We start from the raw sequence: 18,759 nt of genomic DNA, 5'->3' as shown, positions 1-18,759 counted from the left end.
AAAATCGATTTTGCCGCCAAGGCTCGATGCGCCGAACCCGGCGGCGCGAATCGCGCCAGCCGCCGGAACCAGCGATCCGATCACGCGGTCGAGCGCGACATTCGCCCCCGCCCGCACCGCGACAGCCGAGCGCGCGATGGTCAAATCCCCCGCCGTGCATGCCAACGCGTCGAACCGCACCGGCCCTTCGAACGCCGGGCGCTGGCTCCTGATGCTGATCGCGCCGTACAGGCTGGGGTTGGAAAGCGTGCAATCGGCATATTCGAGCCGCTCGCCGACAGCCGCGAGCGAGCCCTTGAAGCCGCCGCGAAGATCGCCGCTGCCATCCGCCTTGATGCCGATCGCGCCAAAGGGGCTGTCGATCTTGACCCGCGCATCGCGCAACGTCAGGTCCAGCCGTGGCAGGCTGAACGGCTCGGCGCTGTCGGTGTAGATGAGTGTGTCGAGACTGCCGAAGCTGATGCGGCCATTGTCCCAGCGCCCGAAGGCCCGCAGCCCTTCGACCGTGGCGCTGTCGATGGTAAGACCGAACAGCCCCCCACTGATATCGATGGTCAGCCGCTCGATCGTCGCATCGGGCCGCTTGGGATCGCCGAGCACGAGGTTGCGCACGACCTGCTGCCCGACGCCGATCGATTCGATCTCGTAGGTCGCAGCCACGCCCTGCCGCTCGAGTTCGGCACCGATCAGGTTGCGCGCGATGTCCTCGCGCTGGGTCCACGCGATCAGCCCGATAAGCCCGAGCAATGCGATGCCATACAGCGTGACCTTCAGTGGCCATGCGGTGCCTCGCCACGCCCGAACCTTACGCTCTGGCGGGATCGCTTCAGCTTCAGTGTCGGCGTCGCTCATCCTGCCCTGAATGCGCTGCAACGCGTGAGGTTGCAACGGCGGCAATGAAAAGGCGCCGCACTGGGGAGGATGGGGACAAAGCGTTTGCCCACGCCAGGGCGACAGATTAACCTCAAACCATGCCCTCCTCTTCGCCCGTGCTGCCCTTGCTGGCCGATGCCGAGATGCCCGATGCGGCGGCGGGTGGGCATCATGGCGCAGGCCACCGATCGCGGCTTAGGCAGCGCTTGCTGAACGGTGATGGAACCGGCCTGCATGATCATGAAATTATTGAGTATCTGCTGGCGCTCGCGATTCCGCGCCGCGACACCAAGCAGCTCGCCAAGCAGTTGATCGACCATTTTGGCGGGCTGGCAGGCGCGCTGACCGCCGATGGCGATTCGCTGCGTGCGATCCCCGGCATGGGCGAGACCAGCGCGGCGGCGCTCAAGATCGTCCAGGTCGCCGCCTCGCGTCTGGTCAGCGAACCTGTGCGCCGCCAGCCGATCCTGTCGAGCTGGCAGGCCTTGCTCGATTATCTGCGCCTGGACATGGCACACCTGACCCGAGAGCGCGTCCGCGTTCTGTTTCTCAACGCCAAGAACATGTTGATCAGCGACGACAACATGTCCGAAGGCTCGGTCGATCAGGCCGCGATCTACACCCGCCAGGTGATCAAGCGCGCGCTCGATCTGGGCGCGACCTCGCTGATCCTGGTGCACAACCACCCAAGCGGCAATCCGCAGCCGAGCAAGCAGGACATTCAGATCACCCGCGAGATCATCGAGGCGGGCAAACGGCTGGGAATCGACGTCCACGATCATGTCATCATCGGGCTCGACGGGCATTCGAGTATGCGGTCGATGGGGTTGATGTGAGAAAAATCCTCCCCGAGCTTGTCTCGGGGAGGGGGACCGCGACGCGAAGCGGCGTGGTGGAGGGGCCCGGGCGCAACCGTTAGCGCACCTGCCCCTCCGTCAGCGCTGGCGCGCTGCCACCTCCCCGAGACAAGCTCGGGGAGGATTTGAGTGACACCCAATCCGGCTTGGCGTTTCCCTGCACATCCGCCATAGACCCGCGCCATGGTCTCCCCAACCTCATACGACGCGATCATCCTCGGCGCTGGTGCTGCGGGCCTGTACTGCGCCGCGATCGCCGGGCAGCGCGGCAAGACCGTGCTGCTGATCGATCACGCCGATGCGGTCGGCAAGAAGATCCTGATCTCGGGCGGCGGGCGGTGCAATTTCACCAACGTGGATACCCAGCCCGACCGCTATATCTCGGCCAACCCCCACTTCGCCAAGTCCGCGCTGGGCCGCTACAGCCCACAGGATTTCATCGCGTTGGTCGATGCGTACGGCATCGCCTGGCACGAGAAGACGCTGGGGCAGCTGTTCTGCGATGGCTCGGCCAGGCAGATCGTCGCGATGCTGGAAGAGGAATGCGCCAAGGGCGGTGTCCAGATCGCCTTGGGCCAGCCGATTGCTGATGTTGCGCACGCCGATGGCACCTACACCGTCACTTACGGCTCGAAGACTGCATCCGCCCCGGCGTTGGTGATCGCCACCGGCGGACCTTCGATCCCCAAGATGGGTGCCACCGGATTTGCCTATGATCTCGCCCGCCAATTCGGTCTCAAGGTTGTCGAGCCCCGCCCCGCGCTGGTCCCGCTGACGCTGGGCGGCGAGGAGACATTGTTCCGCTCGCTGTCGGGGGTCGCTACCGATGTCATCGTCCGTGCAGGCAAGACCGCGTTTCGCGAGGCGGCTCTGTTCACCCACAAGGGCCTTTCGGGGCCTGCAATCCTGCAGATCTCGAGCTATTGGCGGCACGGCGATCCGGTCGCGGTCAACTTTCTGCCCGATACGGCTGCAGGCTGGCTCACCGCTGCCAAGCGCAGCCAGCCACGCGCCACCCTGCGCAGCACGCTGGCGGGATTGTTGCCCGACCGGCTGGCAGCAACGCTGGCGGAACGCTTGGAAGGTGACAAGCGCCTCGCCGACCAGGGCGACAAGATTTTGGCCGAAGCCGAACGCCGCCTCGGCGCTTGGGATTTCCACCCCAATGGCACCGAAGGCTATGCCAAGGCCGAGGTGACCGCAGGCGGGATCAGCACCGATGGCCTGTCATCGCAGACGATGGAGGCGCGCAAGGTACCCGGCCTCTATGCAATCGGCGAGGCCGTCGATGTCACCGGCTGGCTGGGCGGCTACAATTTCCAATGGGCGTGGGCGAGCGGCCATGCTGCCGGACTGGCGCTATAGCGCGCGCTGCCCGGCTGCACTTTTGTCACCGCGTGCGGCAGCGCCCGGTCTTGGTGTTCTGCACCACGCCATCGTCATCATAGCGAACGCGCAGCGAATAGCCGTCGGCACCGGCAGACAGGATCGTCGCATGGTACCAGTTGCCGTCGGTCCACAAGCAACTGACCTTGCTGCCCGCCTTCCAGTTGTACAGGCGCACGGTGCTGGCCGGACGGGTTTCGACATCGCCGTCATCGAAGCGGATGGTGATGTTGGGTCCGCTGCGCGATTCCACCACGCCGGGAAACAGCATGCTGCTGCCCTGATAGGGCGAGAGCACCCAGTCGCCGACATTCTGCGCGCTTGCCGCGACAGGCGTCAGACACAGCCCGATGGCGAGCAGCCCCTTGGAAATGCTTGAAGAGAAAGTCATCGATATGTCCTTGATCAAATAGGACTGGCAAGCCTTCGCCCGCAGTCTTTGCAACGTGCGACCCACTGGATGGAAGCGTGGCAGCGTGCCCGGCACCGGTCAAACGAATCTGCGGGCGAACGCCGCAGAGTCGCAAAATTGGGACGCGCCGCCAAACGCGGCGTCGTTGGCGCAAATTTCTATGTTTGATCTCGATCATGGCGCTGCACGCGGCGGCAGCCTACGCCGGGACATAGAGGAGCAAGCCATGACACCTAGATCGGACACCGCCCGCTACGCCGGGATATCCATTGCCCTGCACTGGCTGATGCTGCTGGTGATCGTCGGGGTGTTTGCGGCGATGGAGCTCAGGGAATACTACCCAAAGGGCAGTGACACCCGCAACTGGTTCAAATCATGGCATTTCACTTTGGGTCTGACGGTGTTTGCCCTGGTCTGGGTCCGGATTGGCGCCAGGGTGTTTACATCATCGCCGGCGCCGCAGGTTGGCCCAGCCTGGCGGACGGGGCCTGCAAAACTGGTCCATCTTGCGCTGTACGCGCTGATGATCTGCATGCCGCTGGCGGGATGGGCACTGCTCAGCGCCGAAGGCGATGCGATCCCGTTCTATGGCCTCAGCCTCCCCGCGCTGATCGCCAAAAACCCGGTGCTGGCCCAACAGATCGAATGGGCACACGTTTTGGGCGGCGATATCGTGTTCTGGCTGATCCTGGCACATGCGGCTGCAGCGATCTTTCACCACTACTGGCTCAAGGATCATCTCCTCTTGCGGATGCTGCCTGCGCGGCGATAGCGCCTGACGGCATCCGCGGGCATGTCCGTGGGTGCGCGTTCCGATTATCCCAGTCCGATTATCCCAGTCCGATTATCATTGTGCAACTGCACAAATTCAGCTACGCGCAACCGCTTGCAGCGACGCCCGTTTTTGTGTCGCGCGCGGTTTCGCCTGAAGATGCGGAGCCTTCGCATCTTCAAGACGAATTGATACACCATGCCATTTGATACTGTCCCCGCAATCCTGTCGGACGCGCTCGACGCGCACGGCTATGACACGCTGACTCCCGTGCAGCAGGCCGTGATCGCCCCTGACGCGCTCGGCCGGGATCTGATCGTCTCCGCCCAGACCGGATCGGGCAAGACCGTTGCCTTCGGCCTCGCGATGGCGAGCGACCTGATCGGCGAAGACGGCCGGATCGCGCCGAGCCACACCCCGCAAACGCTGATCATCGCGCCGACCCGCGAACTCGCGCTGCAGGTCAGCCGCGAATTCATCTGGCTCTATGGCCCCGCAGGCGCGCGCATCGCCACCTGCGTCGGCGGCATGGACGCATCGAAGGAACGCCGCACGCTGTCGCAGGGCGCGCAGATCGTCGTCGGCACGCCGGGACGTTTGCGCGACCACCTCGAACGCGGCGCGCTCGACCTTTCGGGCCTCAAGGTCGCGGTGCTCGATGAAGCCGACGAGATGCTCGATATGGGCTTCCGCGAAGATCTCGAGGAAATCCTCGACGCAACCCCCGATGGCCGCCGCACGATGCTGTTTTCGGCCACCATGCCCCAGCCGATCGTGGCCTTGGCCAAGCGCTATCAGCGCGATGCGCACCGCATCTCGACCGTGGGCGCTGATCGCGGCCATGGCGATATCGAATATCTCGCTGTGACCGTAGCGCCTGCCGATATCGAGAACTCGGTGGTCAACCTGCTGCGTCTGCATGAAGCCGAGACCGCAATGCTGTTCTGCGCGACGCGCGACAACGTCCGCCATCTGCATGCCAGCCTGATCGAGCGCGGCTTCTCCGCCGTCGCGCTGTCGGGTGAGCACAGCCAGTCCGAGCGAAACTCGGCCTTGCAGGCCTTGCGCGACCGCCGTGCCCGCGTCTGCGTCGCCACCGATGTCGCCGCGCGCGGCATCGATCTGCCCAGCCTGTCGCTGGTGATCCACGTCGAGCTGCCGCGCGACATGGACACGCTCAAGCACCGTTCGGGCCGTACCGGTCGTGCCGGCAAGAAGGGCACCGCGCTGATGATCGTGCCCTATCCGCGTCGCCGTCGCCTCGAATCGATGCTGCGCGGAGCGAACATCAACGCGCAGTGGATCAACGCCCCATCGGCAGATGACATTCGCCGCGCCGATCACGACCGCCTGCTCGACAAATTGCGCGCACCGGTCGAGGCTGACGAGGCCGATCGCACCCTGGCCGAAAAGCTGCTCGGCGAACGCACCGCAGAAGACATCGCGATCATGCTGGTGCAGGCGCACCGCGCGCAGATGCCCTTGCCCGAAGAGCTGCTCGATGCCGACGCATCGCCGCCGCCGCGCGAGACCGGCCCGCGCGCCGGGTTCGAAGACACGGTGTGGTTCACGATGAACATCGGCCGCCGCCAGAATGCTGATCCGCGCTGGCTGCTGCCTTTGCTGTGTCGTCGCGGCCACATCACCCGCAGCGAGATCGGTGCGATCCGGCTGGGCGATGAGATCAGCCATTTTGAAGTACCCCGCGCCGTGGCCGAGCGCTTTTCCGAAGCGGTCGAACGCACCGCAGGCGGCGATGATGGCGACGAGGGCAGCCTCGTGATCGCCCGCGCCGAAGGCCCGCCCCCGGGCCACAATCGCTCGGGTCCGTCGCGCCGTCCTGAAGGCCGCAGCGGATCGGGATCGGGCTACAAGGGCAAGGGCAACTCCGGCCCGCTCAAGCCGCGTTATGAAGCCAAGGCGTTCGGCGACAAAAAGCCGTTCGGTGACAAGAAGCCGTTTGGCGACAAGAAGCCTTCGGGTGACCGCAAGCCTTATGGCGAGCCACGCGCCTTCGGTGACAAGAAGCCGTTTGGCGATCGCAAACCGTTCGGCGACAAAAAGCCTTATGGTGACAAGAAGACCACTGCCGACCGTGCATCGTTTGCCGACAAGCCCCGCGGCCCGCGCAGCGACGGTCCGCGTTCGGGTGGCCCTGGCGGCGGCAAGCCCTATGGCCCGCGCGGTGACAGTCGCCCCGGCGGCAAGCCCGGCGCAAAACGCCCCAAGGGCTAATACTTAAGCCATTTTCATTACCCCGTTCTCCGGCGAAAGCCGGAGTCCAGGGGCGGGGTAGCGCTGCTAACGCCCTGGATTCCAGCTTTCGCGGGATGCTGGCTTGACCTTGGTGCATACGTCCCTCGACTTCGCTCGGGACAGGCGGTCAGGGGAAGCGAAACAGCATTTTGCCTGTCATGCCGGTTGTTGCATTGACCATAACGCGAGGCCGCACCCACTTCCCGTGTTCCCGAGCGAAGTCGAGGGACGTTGTGCGCCATGGCCGATTACGGCCAGAAAACAGCCTATTGCGGGGTAACAGCCTCGCCGCCCAAAGCGCGGTATAGCGTCACCCGGTTGCTCGCCTCGACCAGCTGCGTGCTCAGCAGCGTCCGCTGGGCAGTATAGAGCGAGCGTTGCGCATCAAGGCTGGTGAGGAACGAGTCCAGCCCGCCGCGATAGCGCAGATCGGTCAGCTGGTAGTTGTCTTCGGCCGCGTCGACAAAAGCACGATTGGCGCGCAGCTGTTCGGAGATGGTGCCGCGGCGCGCCAGCCCGTCCGCGACATCGCGAAAGGCCGCCTGGATCGCGCGTTCATAGGCGGCGACAGCGGCATCGCGCTGCGCCTGGGTCTGAGCCACCCCCGCCTGGGCCGCGCCGCCGGCGAACAGCGCGTAATTGACGTTCGCTCCCGCCGAATAATTGAACGCCGCGCCGGTGAACAGGGTCGCCAGCGCATTGCTCGCCAGCCCAGCCAGCCCGGTGAGCGAGATGCGCGGGAACAATGCCGCGCGCGCTGCGCCGATCTCGGCATTGGCAGCGCGCAGATCGAACTCGGCCTGCATCACATCGGGCCGCCGCAGCAGGATCGTCGAATCCAGCCCGGCGGGCAGAACCCTCACAGCATCACCAGCATCGGCGATCGATCGGGGCAGCAAAGCCTCGTCGACCGGCGCGCCCACCAGCAGCTGCAACGCATTGACATCCTGTGCCACTGCGGTCGTCTGCAGCGCGATATCGGCCTCTGCCGTCGCCAGAATCTGCTCGGCCTGCAGCAGGTCGGTACGCGGTGCAATCCCGCCATCGAGCCGCAAACGGGTGAGCTTCACCCGCTCGCGCGCATTCGCCGCGGTGTCCTGCGCCAACGTCAGCAAAGACCGGTCGGCGGCATAGGTCAGCCACGCATCGGCGATGTCGCCGATCAGCGTCAGCCGGGTCGCGCGCGCCGCAGCTTCGGTGCCGAAATAACGGTTGAGCGCCGCATCGGACAGGGATTGCAACCGCCCGAAAAGGTCGATCTCGAAGGCGGTGACTCCGACATCGGCCGTGTAGCGGGTTCCTGCCGCAGAGCGGCTGGCCGTCGGGGTGTTGCCGATATCGACATCCTGGTTGCGGTTCTGGTTGGCGGTGCCGTTGTCGAATCGGGTGGCGCCAGCGCCAAGGCCGATCTGGGGCAGCTGGTTCGCGCGCTGGATGCGATACTGCGCGCGGACGGCTGCGATGTTGGCCGCAGCGATGCGAAGGTCGCGGTTGTTGGCGAGCCCCTGGTCGATCACCTGTCCCAACCGTGGGTCGATGAACACATCACGGTACGAGAGGACCGGCAGCGCAGCCTCGCTCTGCGCCAGATACGCATCGCCGACGGGCCAGGATTGCGGCACCGGCAGCTCGGGCTGGACATATTTGGGGGCCATCGAACAGCCCGACAGCAGCGCGATCGCGATCAGCGCGGAATATCTCATGCCGTGCCCTCCGCATCCGGAGTTTCGCCGAAGTGCAGTTTCTTGAGCGTATCGCGGGTCGTGCGGCGGACCAGCACGAAGAACAAGGGAATGAAGAAGATCGCCAGCACTGTCGCGGTCAGCATGCCGCCGATCACCGACGTGCCGATCGCGATGCGGCTGTTGGCCCCTGCCCCGCTCGACAGCGCCAGCGGCAGCACGCCGAAGATGAACGCCAGGCTGGTCATCAGGATCGGCCGCAACCGCAGCCGCGCCGCCTCCAGAGCAGCATCGATGACCCGCGCGCCCTGCCGTTCGGCGCGCTCGGCAAATTCGATCACCAAAATCGCGTTCTTGGCCGCCAGGCCCATCGTGGTGAGCAGTCCGATCTGCAGATAGACATCGTTCTCGAGCCCGCGCAGCGTCACCGCGAAGATCGCGCCGACCAGCCCCAGCGGAATGATCAGCATCACCGCCACGGGAACGCTCCAGCTTTCATACAGCGCAGCAAGGCAGAGGAACACGACCAACAACGACAATCCATACAGCAACGGCGCCTGGCCCGATGACAATCGCTCCTGGAACGAGAGCCCCGACCAGGCGACGCTGACCCCGGGGATCTGCTGCGCGAGCTCCTCGATCCGGTCCATCGCCGCGCCCGAGCTCTGGCCGGGAACCGCCTGCCCTTCGAACTGAAAGCTGGGATAACCCTGAAAGCGCGACAGCGTGGTCGGCGTGGTCGACCAGCGTGTCTGGGAAAAGGCCGAAAATGGCGCCATCTGGCCGTCCGAGCCGCGCACGAACCAGTTGTTCAGATCATCCGGCGTCGCGCGATAGGGCGCATCGCCCTGCACGAACACCCGCTTGACCCGGCCACGATCGATGAAATCGTTGACATACTGCCCGCCCCACGCCGCCGACAGCGTGGTGTTGACGTCAAGCTGGTTGAGCCCCAGCGCCGCCAGCTTGGGCTGATCGATGTCCAACTGCAGCGTGGCGACATCGGGCAGTTCGCCCAGCCGGACGGCCGTCAACAGCGAGTCCTGCTCGGCGAGTTGCAGCAGCTTGTCGCGCGCTTCAATAAACTCCTCGCGCGACATGCCGCTCGTGTTCTGCAATTGCAGGCTGAACCCGTTGGTCTGGCCCAGGCCGCGGATGGCAGCCGGCACCAGAGCGTTCACCTGCGCATCGCGGAACTGCGAGAACGCCTTGCCGGCGCGCTCGACGATGCCGTCCGCAGAATTTTCCGACCCCTTGCGCTCGGACCAGTCGACGAAGTTGACGAAGCCCTGGCCGGTGTTCTGGCCTGCCGCGCCCTGCCCGCCGCCTGCGACCGAGAACATCACCGCGATATTGTCCCGCTCGTTCTCGAGCATGTATTTTTCGATCGCAAGCTGAACCTCGCGGGTGCGGCCCTGGGTCGCCCCGGCCGGCAGCCGGAACTGAACCCGCGCCGCTCCCTGGTCTTCGGTCGGCAGAAAGCTGGTCGGCAAACGCACGAACATCGCCACCAGCAGCACCAGCACGATTGCGTAGATCGCCAGGAACAGCCACTTGCGGTCGACGACCTTTTCGATCGCGCCGATATAACGGTCGGTGCCGCGCGCAAAGCCGTTGTTGAACCACCGCTGGGCCCGGTCGAGACGGTTGGTCACCGCGGGGAAGGTTCGATCAAGCCAGCCTTTGGGCCGGTCGTCGGCGTGATGCTTCTGGCGCAGCAGCGACGCCGTCAAGGCAGGGCTGAGGATCAGCGCCACCAAGGTCGACAAGATCATGGCCGAGATCATCGTCACCGAAAACTGCCGGTAGATCACCCCGGTCGAGCCACCGAAAAAGGCCATCGGCAAAAACACCGCCGACAGCACGATGGCAATCGCGACCAAGGCGACCTGGATTTCACCCATCGACTGGACGGTCGCTTCCTTGGGCGTCATCTCCGGATTTTCTTCCATCAGCCGCTCGACATTCTCGACCACCACGATGGCGTCGTCGACCAGGATGCCGATCGCCAGCACCAAGCCGAACAGGGTCAGCGTGTTGATCGAGAAATCGAAAATGTAGAAGATGATGAAGGTGCCAAGCAAGGTCACCGGGACCGCGATGGTCGGGATCAGCGTGGCGCGCCAGCTGTGCAGGAACACGAACATGACGATCACCACCAGGATGATCGCCTCGATCAGCGTGCCGATGACCTCGTCGATGGAGAGACGGATGAACGCCGTCGTGTCGTTGGCATAGGCGACCTTGTATCCGGGCGGAAAGCTGGGTTCGGCAAGTCTTACGGCCTCTTTCACCAGGTCGGCGGTGGTCAGCGCGTCGGCTCCCGGTGCCGATGACACCGCCAGGCCTGCGCCAGGGTGCCCGTTGATGCGGCTGGATGCCGAATAGTTTTCCGCGCCCAGCTCCACCCGCGCCACATCCGCGAGGCGCACCAGTGCACCGCTCTGTTCCGACTTCAGGATGATCGCTTCGAATTCCTCGACGGTGCGCATCCGCGATTGCGAGGTCACCGTTGCGTTGAGCTGGTTGGATTCGGGCTGCGGGAGGCCACCGACCTCGCCGGCTGCGACCTCGGTGTTCTGGTTGCGGATCGCGGTGACGACGTCGCCCGGCATCAATCCGACCGAAGCCAGACGATCAGGATCGAGCCATATCCGCATGGCATATTGCGACCCGAACACGTTGGTTTCGCCGACGCCCTCGATGCGTGCCAGCGTATCCTGCAGGTTGGTCACCAAGAAATCGGACACGTCGATATTGGTGCTGCGGTCGGTCTCGTCATAGACCCCGACGATCATCAGGAAGTCGGGGTTCGATTTGGTGACGCGAAGCCCCTGCTGCTGTACCTGTTGCGGCAACCGCACCAGCGCCTGCTGCACCTGGTTCTGCACCTGCACCTGCGCGATATCGGGGTCAGTGCCTTTCTCGAACGTCGCGCTGATCGTAACCTGTCCGCGCGAGCTCGAGCTGGAATTGAAATACAGCAACCCGTCGATCCCGGTCAGTTGCTGCTCGATGATCTGGGTGACGCTGTTCTCCAGCGTTTCCGCCGATGCCCCCGGGAAGGTCGCCCGGATGTTGACCTGTGGCGGAGCGACATCGGGATACTGCTCGATCGGCAGCAGATAGATCGCGCCGATCCCGCCGAGCATCGTGATGATCGCCAGCACCCATGCGAAGATCGGGCGTTCAATGAATATGCGCGACATCGCCGGCCTCAGCCGCGCTTTTGCGCGGGCGGTGGTCCGATGACCTGGGGCTTGCTGGCAGGCACGGCGCGAACGGGGGCGTTCGGCGCGATCTTTGCCAGCCCCTGCACAATCACCCTGTCACCCGCACTCAATCCCTTGGTGACCACCCAGTCGGTGCCCAGCGCACGGTCGGCGGTCACCTTGTGCTCGATCGCTTTATCGTCCGCGCCCACCACGAAGACGCTCGCCTCGCCGCGGGCATTGCGGCTGAGCGCGGCCTGGGGAACGAGGATGGCGTTGGTGTTGATCGCCTGATCGAACCGTGCGCGGACGAACATTCCGGGCAGCAGCAATCCCTGGGGGTTGGCGAACCGTGCGCGAAGCGTCACCGTACCGGTGGCCGCGTTGACCATCACTTCGGAAAACTGGACGACCCCGCGCAGGTCATATTCGCTGCCGTCTTCGAGCACCAGCGCGACCTCGGCGCTGGCCGGGGCGGCTCCCCCCTGCGCCAGCGAACGGCGCAGCGAAAGCAGTTCGGCACTGGATTGCTGGATATCGACGAAAACCGGATCGACGCCCTGGATCACCGCCAGAGGATCTGCTTGATTGCCGGTGACCAGCGCACCGACGGTGAACAGCGACCGACCGATGCGGCCGGTGATCGGCGCAGGCACGCGGGTGAATTGCAGGTTGACGTCCGCGGTCTGCACCTGCGCGCGGCTCTGCTGCACGGCGGCTGCAGCCTGACGCGCTGCGGCGAGCGCATCGGTATATTCCTGCAGTGACACAGCCTGCGCTTCGGCCAGCGGCTTGAGCCGTTCGGCGCGGATCCGGGTGGCCTCGGCATTGGCGATCGCGCTGTTCAGGTTGGCGCTCGCCTCGGCGGTCGCGGCGCGATACAGTCGCGGATCGATCTCGTACAACGTCTGCCCGGCACGGACCAGCGCGCCTTCTTCAAACAGCCGCCGACGCACGATACCGGTGACCTGCGGACGAACTTCGGACATCTCGAAGGCCGCGACCCGTCCGGCAAGCTCGACAGAAACCGGAACCGAGCTTGTCCTGGCCACGACGAACCCGACCTCGGGCATCGGCCGCTGGCGGCCCTCGCCATCGTCCCCGCCAGAGCAGCTGACGAGCAGGATCGCCGCAATCCCTGTCAGGGCATAGCGTGGCACGATCGTTCGTGACTGTCGAACGGGAGAAGGAATGGCAGACTCGCAGCTATGGGGGTACCGTATACGGTAGCGGACTACCCTATGCACTTACCCCCGCACAGGGCAAGCCGGTTATGCGCATCGCAGCTGGTTTACGCGACGAATGGATACCGCAACGGCCGACCTGCACCAAAAGCGATCAGGCGTGGTTGACTTCCTTGATCGGAATCAACGGGTTCGCGAGTTCTTCCAGATCGAGCGGAATGCCCTCGGTCACGGCCTTGCGGCCCTGAACATAGTCCTTGGTGGCGTTGACGCAATCGAGCGCGATCACCTTGCCGCCGCGCAGATAGATCACCGAAAAGCTGCGGCTGGCAGGGTCACCGCGCACCAGCTCCTGATCGTAATCGAGCGACAGGCCGACAGTCTGCAGCCTGAGGTCATACTGGTTCGACCAGAACCACGGCACGGCGTGATAGGCCTCGGCGTTCCCCATGATGTGGGCGGCCGCGACCTTGGCCTGGTCGTTCGCATTCTGCACCGATTCGAGCCGAACGACGCGGTCGTTGGCGAAAGGATTGGCGTGCGCGGCGCAATCGCCGATGGCATAAATATCGGGCAGGCTGGTGCGGCAGAACTCGTCCACATCGACGCCGTTGCCGCCGGCAGCTCCGGCAGCGATCAACGGGCCGGTCTGGGCGATGATGCCGATGCCGACGATGACCATATCGGCCACGATCCGGTCCCCGTTGCCGCACTGCACCGCGACGGCATGGCCGGCCTCGTCGGTTTCGATGTGATCGACGGTATAGCCGGTGCGCAGATCGACGCCGTGGGCGCGATGTTCCTCTTCGAAGAATGCCGACAGCGATGGTCCCGCAACGCGCGACAGCACCCGGTCGAGCGCCTCGATGAGCGTCACCTGCTTGCCCAGCTTGCGCATCACCGCTGCAGCTTCAAGGCCGATATAGCCGCCGCCGATGATCGCGACGCTTTGCGCCGTGTCCAGCCGCGCCATGATCTTGTCGACATCGGCGCGGGTGCGCACGGCGAACACGTTGGCCGCGTTACTGCCCTTGCAGTCCATCATCCGCGGAGTGCCGCCGGTCGCCCAGATCAACTGACCGTATTGCGTATGTTCGCCGCCGCTGATGGTAAGCGACTTGGTGGCAGGATCGACCGCCGTCACCCGCTTGCCGAGCAGCAGATCGACCTGCCGTTCGCCCCAGAATGCCTCGGGGCGCAGCAGGATGCGTTCAAACGGCTTTTCGCCAGCGAGATATTCCTTGGACAGAGGCGGACGCTCGTAGGGCGGGAAGCGCTCGTCGCCGATCAGCGCGATCGAGCCTGCAAACCCCATCTGGCGTAGGCAGATTGCCGCTTGAGCCCCGGCATGACCTGCACCGACGATGACGACGTCGTAATTGTCCTGCACTGTGTCCGTCTCCCCATATTGGTGATTGCTGCGCGGGTATATGCGCGCCATGTGCCGGTTGACGCTGCTGAAAACAACCCCGGACGTGGCAGATCGCGGTGCCTGCCATGACACGAAGCCCTCCGCATGGGCCGACCGGTTTATTTTGGTGCATTTTGGTTTGACCAGCGCCGATGTGCAAACTATAGCGCGCGGCCTGCACCGGCACTATTGTGCCCTGCACGCCGGGATGGCGGAGTAGCTCAGCTGGTTAGAGCGGCGGAATCATAATCCGTAGGTCGGGGGTTCAAGTCCCTCCTCCGCTACCATCCCTCAGGGCGGAAAACCGGAATTTGCCGCCGGGAAGTTTTTCTTCGTTCGGCCACAGATTTATGCGGCGCCGAACCCGTTGATTTTTCAATATGATCTATGGACTCGCGTCCCGCGTTGCCGATAGGGTTGCCAGGCGACCCAGTCGTTCCACTTCCGACGAACTGTGTCGCACAGCTGTGATCGAACCTGTGGAAACCGCCATTGAGTCAGCCGCAACCCCCTGAGCGCAGACTGGATGGCTGGAAGGCGATCGCGGGATATTTCCGCCGCGACCGCACGACCGTGATGCGCTGGGCGCGCGAACGCGATCTGCCGGTGCATCGCCTTCCTGGCGGCAAACAGGGTTCGGTCTTCGCCTATGAGCGCGAGCTGGCTGCATGGGCCGTGCGGATCGAGCAGAGCGATATCCCGGCAGACGCCTCGACGGGAGGGGACGACAGTCCATCAATCGCGCCTGCCGCTATGCCCTATCCGGACGATCCGTCGCGCCCGCGGGCCGAGGAAACGCCTTACTCCCCGCCCCGCGCAACGCCGAAACCCGCGCGCAAACGCTGGTGGTGGATCGCTCTGGGCGCAGTTGGGATAGCAGCGGTCGCCATGCTGGCGGCGCCCGGAATCAGGCAGATGCTGATCCGGGAAAAACCCCTTGCGGAGCAGATTGCGCAACTGCCGCAGGATCCCGCCGTGGCGCGCGACTATGTCACGGCGCGCGATCTGTGGGCACGGCGGACACCGGACGATCTGACCCGCGCCATCGCGCTGTACGAGAAGGTCATTGCTGCCGAGCCCGGTTTTGCTCCGGCCTATGCGGGGCTTGCCGAAGCCTGGCTGATCATCCGCGAATATGGAGCCGCTTCGGAAAGTCGCGCCTACAGCGCCGCAAAGTCAGCCATCGAACAGGCGCTGACGCTCGACCAGTCGCTGCCCTCAGCGCACCGGGCCAATGGCTTTCTGCAATATTGGTGGAGCTATGATGCGCAGCGTTCGGTGAATTCGTTTCAGCGCGCCCTGGCGCTCGATCCGCGCGATGGCCTGACCCATTTCTGGTACGCCAACGTGCTGTCCGACCTGGGGCAGGACAAGGCCGCCCAGCGCGAATATGATACCGCACAATTGCTGCTTCCAGGCACCCCGGCGATCGCGGTGGAGCGCGCCTGTGCGCACTGGCAGGCGGGGCGCGACCAGAGGGCCGTCCTGGAACTGACGCAGCTGAAATCGCAATATCCGGACGATGCGACAATCCGCAACTGCCTGGCCTGGGCCCACATATCGCGCGGCGATATCCAGGCCTATGCCCTCGAATATCGCGGGCTCGCGGCCTTGCGCAAGGTGCCCGAGATGCTCGCGCTTTCGGCCGCACTCGACGAGGCCGTCGCGCGCGACCCGGATACCGCGCACCTTGTGCTGGTGGCCGACGCACAGCGTGAGTTTGCGCAGGGCGAACGCAAGACGCGGATGACCCCTGCTTTTCACGCATCGGCCATGGGCGACCGCGAGACGCTGGTGGCCCTGCTGCAACAGGCCGCGAACCTGGGCGAGCGCTGGTATTCGGCAACGCTGAACAGGCGCATTGCGCGCAAATGGCAGGGCGATGCTGAAGTCCAGCAGTTGCTCAACAGGGTGGTGATCGCCACGCCCCGGGTCGACCTGTCCTGATCGCGCAGCGCAGCCGACCGTCAAACGTCCGCTTACCCGCCATTTTCCTCGGTTTACGACAATTTGCTACAGGGATTTCCGGGTGCGCTGCGCATAGTCTTGTGCTCGTCTGATCGCACGCGCCTGGGTGTTTTCGTTGACCCAACCGGCTGCTGGCCATGCTTCGTTGCCCGGCTCGGGCGATCAGGCACCTCTGCTTCATGACTGGAGCACGATGCCATGATGCGATTTTCGACAGGGCTGGCGCTGGGCGCTGCCATGCTGCTGATAGCGCTGCCCCCGCCGGGGCGGGCCGATGCGCACATGCTGGCGTTCCGCTCAGCCGATGGGACAGCGGGCAGCACCATCAAAACAAAGCGCATCCGGGCCGATCTGGCGCGTGAGATCGAAAGCTGGAGCGGAACGCATGCCTGCGAATCGCATGCCCGTGCCCGATCGGCGCTCAAGCCTGCGTTTACCCGCTGGCTGGGCGCGCAGACGGTCGCGCACCCCGGCAGAAAGCTCAGCGCATGGGGTTATCACTCGGGCGATATCTGGACCGAGAGCCGCATCGTCGATGGCAAACGCACCTGCAGGGCAGGTTTTCGCAAGCTCATTGCCTATGCGGAATTCGGATGACTCGCGGTCACGCGTTTGCCAGCAAGGCCTCGCTCATCGCCCACAGCCGCTCCGCGCTATCGCTATCCACCGCATGCGGCTCGACGTCGCGATACCGCACCGGGTCAGCGCCGGAGACAGCTGCGATGTTGCAGTCCTCGCAATACACGCCGCCCTTGCCCTCCAGCAGCGGGCTGGTCGCAGCCCACAGGGTCGTAGTGCAGCCCTGGGTCGGCGATTTGAACATGGCGCGCGCGCTTTCCGAGATCTGTCCTTGCGCATCGAGCCAACCCAGCGCGGTCATCTCCTCGGTCGGCAGATGCCGCTGCAGCGGGGTAAAGATGCCGCCAGGGTGGACGGCGAACGCCATGCCGCCGGTGTCTGCCAGCCGCGCGTTCAGCGCAACCGCAAACAGCGCGTTCGCAGTCTTGGACTGGCCATAGGCCTTCCATTTGTCGTAACTGCCGTCGGTCCAGTTGGGATCGTCCCAGCGGATGCTCGACAGCTTGTGCCCTGTCGATGACAGCGCCACCACGCGGCAGTTGCCGCTGCGCTGAAGCAACGGCAACAAGGCGTCAACCAGCGCGAAATGGCCCATATGGTTGGTGCCGAACTGCATCTCCCAGCCCGGGCCCACGCGCGTTTCCGGGCAGGCCATGACACCGGCGTTGTTGATCAGCAAGCCTAGCTGCGCAACGTCCGAGGCATAGTCCTGCGCAAAGCGGCGAACCGAGGCGATATCGGCCAGGTCCATCGGTACGATGCGAATATCGCCCTGCATCCCCGCCAGCGCCTCGTGTGCCTTGGCAGTGTCGCGCGCAGGCACGGTGACCGATGCGCCTGCTGCCGCCAGCGCGCGCACCGTTTCCAGCCCGATGCCCGAATAGCCGCCGGTGACGACCGCGTTCCTGCCGGTCAGATCGATCCCCGCCAACACCTCGTGCGGCTCGCTGCGGCGCCCGAATGGGGACTGGACCGGCTTTTGGTGTTCGGCGATCATACGGCTCTCCTGTTGCGCGTGTGGCGCCTCAGGCGAGCGCCTCTTCCATCGGACAATAGTCATAGCCAAGGTCGTCCGCCACCGCCTTGTAGGTGACCTTGCCGTTCCACACGTTGAGGCCAGCGGCCAGATGCGCGTCGGCGCGCAGCGCATCCTTCCAGCCCTTGTCGGCCATGCGCAGCATATGCGGCAGCGTGACGTTGTTGAGCGCATAGGTGCTGGTGCGCGCGACCGCGCCGGGCATGTTGGCGACGCAATAATGGACGATGCCATCGACGATATAGGTCGGATCGGCATGGGTGGTCGCGTGGCTGGTCTCGAAGCAGCCGCCCTGATCGATCGCGACATCAACCAGCACCGCGCCCGGGCGCATCGTGGCCAGCATCTCGCGGGTCACCAATTTGGGCGCAGCAGCGCCGGGGATCAGCACCGCGCCGATGACGAGGTCAGCCGTGGCGACGCACTCTGCGACATTGGCGGCGTTGGCAAAGCGGGTCTTAGCGCGCGATTCAAAGTAATAGCCCAGCCGCTCGAGCACCTCGGGGCTGCGATCGAGAATGGTGACATCTGCCCCCAGCCCCGCCGCCATCTGCGCCGCGTTGAACCCGACGACGCCGCCGCCGATGACGCAGACCTTGCCCGGTGCCACGCCCGGGACGCCGCCCAGCAAGATGCCGCGCCCGCCATGCGCCTTTTCGAGCGCGGTGGCTCCAGCCTGGATCGACATGCGGCCTGCGACCTGGCTCATCGGCTTGAGCAGTGGCAGGCCACCGCTTGCGTCGGTCACGGTCTCATACGCGATGCACACCGCCTTCGAGGCGACGAGATCCCTGGTCTGCTCGGGGTCGGGCGCGAGGTGCAGATAGGTGAACAGGATCTGGCCTTCGCGCAGCATCGCGCGTTCGACCGCCTGCGGCTCCTTGACCTTCACCACCATCTCGCAGTCGGCGAAGATCTGTTCGGCGGTGTCGATCAGCTTTGCGCCGGCGCGCAGATAGTCGTTGTCGCTTTCGCCGATGCCGAGGCCCGCGCCCTTCTGCACCCAGACCTCGTGGCCGTGCTGCACCAGTTCGCGCGCGCTCTCGGGCGTCAGGCCGACGCGGTATTCGTGGTTCTTGATTTCCGTGACGGTTCCGACGCGCATGACAGACTTCTCCTGCTGGATATTTT

Annotated in this window: 13 protein-coding genes, 1 tRNA gene and 1 pseudogene; 7 read left to right on the top strand and 8 right to left on the bottom strand. The window is 64.7% G+C overall.

What is annotated here, in order from left to right:
- Positions 1-852, bottom strand: a pseudogene (locus ACK4R0_RS03700) (C4-dicarboxylate ABC transporter); the annotation flags it as partial.
- 164 nt (positions 853-1,016) lie between these two features.
- On the opposite strand from ACK4R0_RS03700, the gene radC reads away from it, so the two are divergent.
- Positions 1,017-1,709, top strand: a complete 693-nt coding sequence (gene radC / locus ACK4R0_RS03695) for a RadC family protein (RefSeq protein ID WP_409670902.1) — start codon at positions 1,017-1,019, stop codon at positions 1,707-1,709.
- A 204-nt stretch (positions 1,710-1,913) separates the two neighbouring features.
- The gene (locus tag ACK4R0_RS03690; RefSeq protein ID WP_409670337.1) at positions 1,914-3,095 is read left to right on the top strand and encodes an NAD(P)/FAD-dependent oxidoreductase; all 1,182 of its coding nucleotides are present in this window, start codon (positions 1,914-1,916) and stop codon (positions 3,093-3,095) included.
- Positions 3,096-3,120: 25 nt separating this feature from the next.
- Here the strand turns inward: ACK4R0_RS03690 and ACK4R0_RS03685 are convergent, their stop codons facing one another.
- Positions 3,121-3,507 (bottom strand): hypothetical protein, encoded by a 387-nt coding sequence (locus ACK4R0_RS03685; protein ID WP_409670334.1) that lies wholly within the window; start codon positions 3,505-3,507, stop codon positions 3,121-3,123.
- 85 nt (positions 3,508-3,592) lie between these two features.
- Between ACK4R0_RS03685 and ACK4R0_RS03680 the strand changes: the two genes are divergently transcribed.
- Both ACK4R0_RS03680 and ACK4R0_RS03675 read left to right on the top strand, forming a co-directional pair.
- Complete coding sequence (locus ACK4R0_RS03680) at positions 3,593-4,300, top strand: cytochrome b (protein WP_409670331.1); 708 nt, start codon at positions 3,593-3,595, stop codon at positions 4,298-4,300.
- Between the two features lie 198 nt (positions 4,301-4,498).
- A complete protein-coding gene (locus ACK4R0_RS03675; RefSeq protein WP_409670328.1) occupies positions 4,499-6,535 on the top strand; it encodes a DEAD/DEAH box helicase in 2,037 nt (678 codons plus the stop codon).
- Positions 6,536-6,822: 287 nt separating this feature from the next.
- Here the strand turns inward: ACK4R0_RS03675 and ACK4R0_RS03670 are convergent, their stop codons facing one another.
- From ACK4R0_RS03670 to ACK4R0_RS03655, 4 genes are all read right to left on the bottom strand, one after another.
- Entirely contained in the window at positions 6,823-8,259 is a 1,437-nt protein-coding gene (locus tag ACK4R0_RS03670; RefSeq protein WP_409670325.1) for an efflux transporter outer membrane subunit, read from the bottom strand.
- Complete coding sequence (locus ACK4R0_RS03665; protein WP_409670322.1) at positions 8,256-11,447, bottom strand: multidrug efflux RND transporter permease subunit; 3,192 nt, start codon at positions 11,445-11,447, stop codon at positions 8,256-8,258. The genes ACK4R0_RS03670 and ACK4R0_RS03665 overlap by 4 nt, the downstream gene beginning before the upstream one ends.
- Before the next feature lie 8 nt (positions 11,448-11,455).
- Positions 11,456-12,577, bottom strand: coding sequence for an efflux RND transporter periplasmic adaptor subunit (locus ACK4R0_RS03660; RefSeq protein ID WP_409670899.1), 1,122 nt, complete (start codon positions 12,575-12,577; stop codon positions 11,456-11,458).
- 211 nt (positions 12,578-12,788) lie between these two features.
- Positions 12,789-14,024: an NAD(P)/FAD-dependent oxidoreductase gene (locus ACK4R0_RS03655; RefSeq protein WP_409670320.1), complete on the bottom strand. Its 1,236-nt coding sequence runs from the start codon at positions 14,022-14,024 to the stop codon at positions 12,789-12,791.
- 231 nt (positions 14,025-14,255) lie between these two features.
- On the opposite strand from ACK4R0_RS03655, the gene ACK4R0_RS03650 reads away from it, so the two are divergent.
- From ACK4R0_RS03650 to ACK4R0_RS03640, 3 genes are all read left to right on the top strand, one after another.
- A tRNA-Met gene (locus tag ACK4R0_RS03650) sits at positions 14,256-14,332 on the top strand.
- Positions 14,333-14,537: 205 nt separating this feature from the next.
- Complete coding sequence (locus tag ACK4R0_RS03645; RefSeq protein ID WP_409670318.1) at positions 14,538-15,992, top strand: tetratricopeptide repeat protein; 1,455 nt, start codon at positions 14,538-14,540, stop codon at positions 15,990-15,992.
- A 219-nt stretch (positions 15,993-16,211) separates the two neighbouring features.
- Positions 16,212-16,610: a hypothetical protein gene (locus ACK4R0_RS03640; protein WP_409670315.1), complete on the top strand. Its 399-nt coding sequence runs from the start codon at positions 16,212-16,214 to the stop codon at positions 16,608-16,610.
- 7 nt (positions 16,611-16,617) lie between these two features.
- On the opposite strand, the gene ACK4R0_RS03635 is transcribed toward ACK4R0_RS03640, so the two are convergent.
- Both ACK4R0_RS03635 and ald read right to left on the bottom strand, forming a co-directional pair.
- Positions 16,618-17,589 carry an oxidoreductase gene (locus tag ACK4R0_RS03635; protein ID WP_409670312.1) on the bottom strand — a complete coding sequence of 324 codons (972 nt, stop codon included), beginning with the start codon at positions 17,587-17,589 and terminating at the stop codon, positions 16,618-16,620.
- Between the two features lie 28 nt (positions 17,590-17,617).
- On the bottom strand, positions 17,618-18,733 hold the full coding sequence (gene ald, locus ACK4R0_RS03630) for an alanine dehydrogenase (protein ID WP_409670310.1): 1,116 nt from the start codon (positions 18,731-18,733) through the stop codon (positions 17,618-17,620).
- Between the last annotated feature and the right edge of the window lie 26 nt (positions 18,734-18,759).

This window comes from Blastomonas sp., from assembly GCF_046294995.1.
GTDB lineage: Bacteria > Pseudomonadota > Alphaproteobacteria > Sphingomonadales > Sphingomonadaceae > Blastomonas.
Note: the sequence above shows the minus strand (reverse complement) of the source record. Positions and strands in the feature narration are given on the sequence as shown.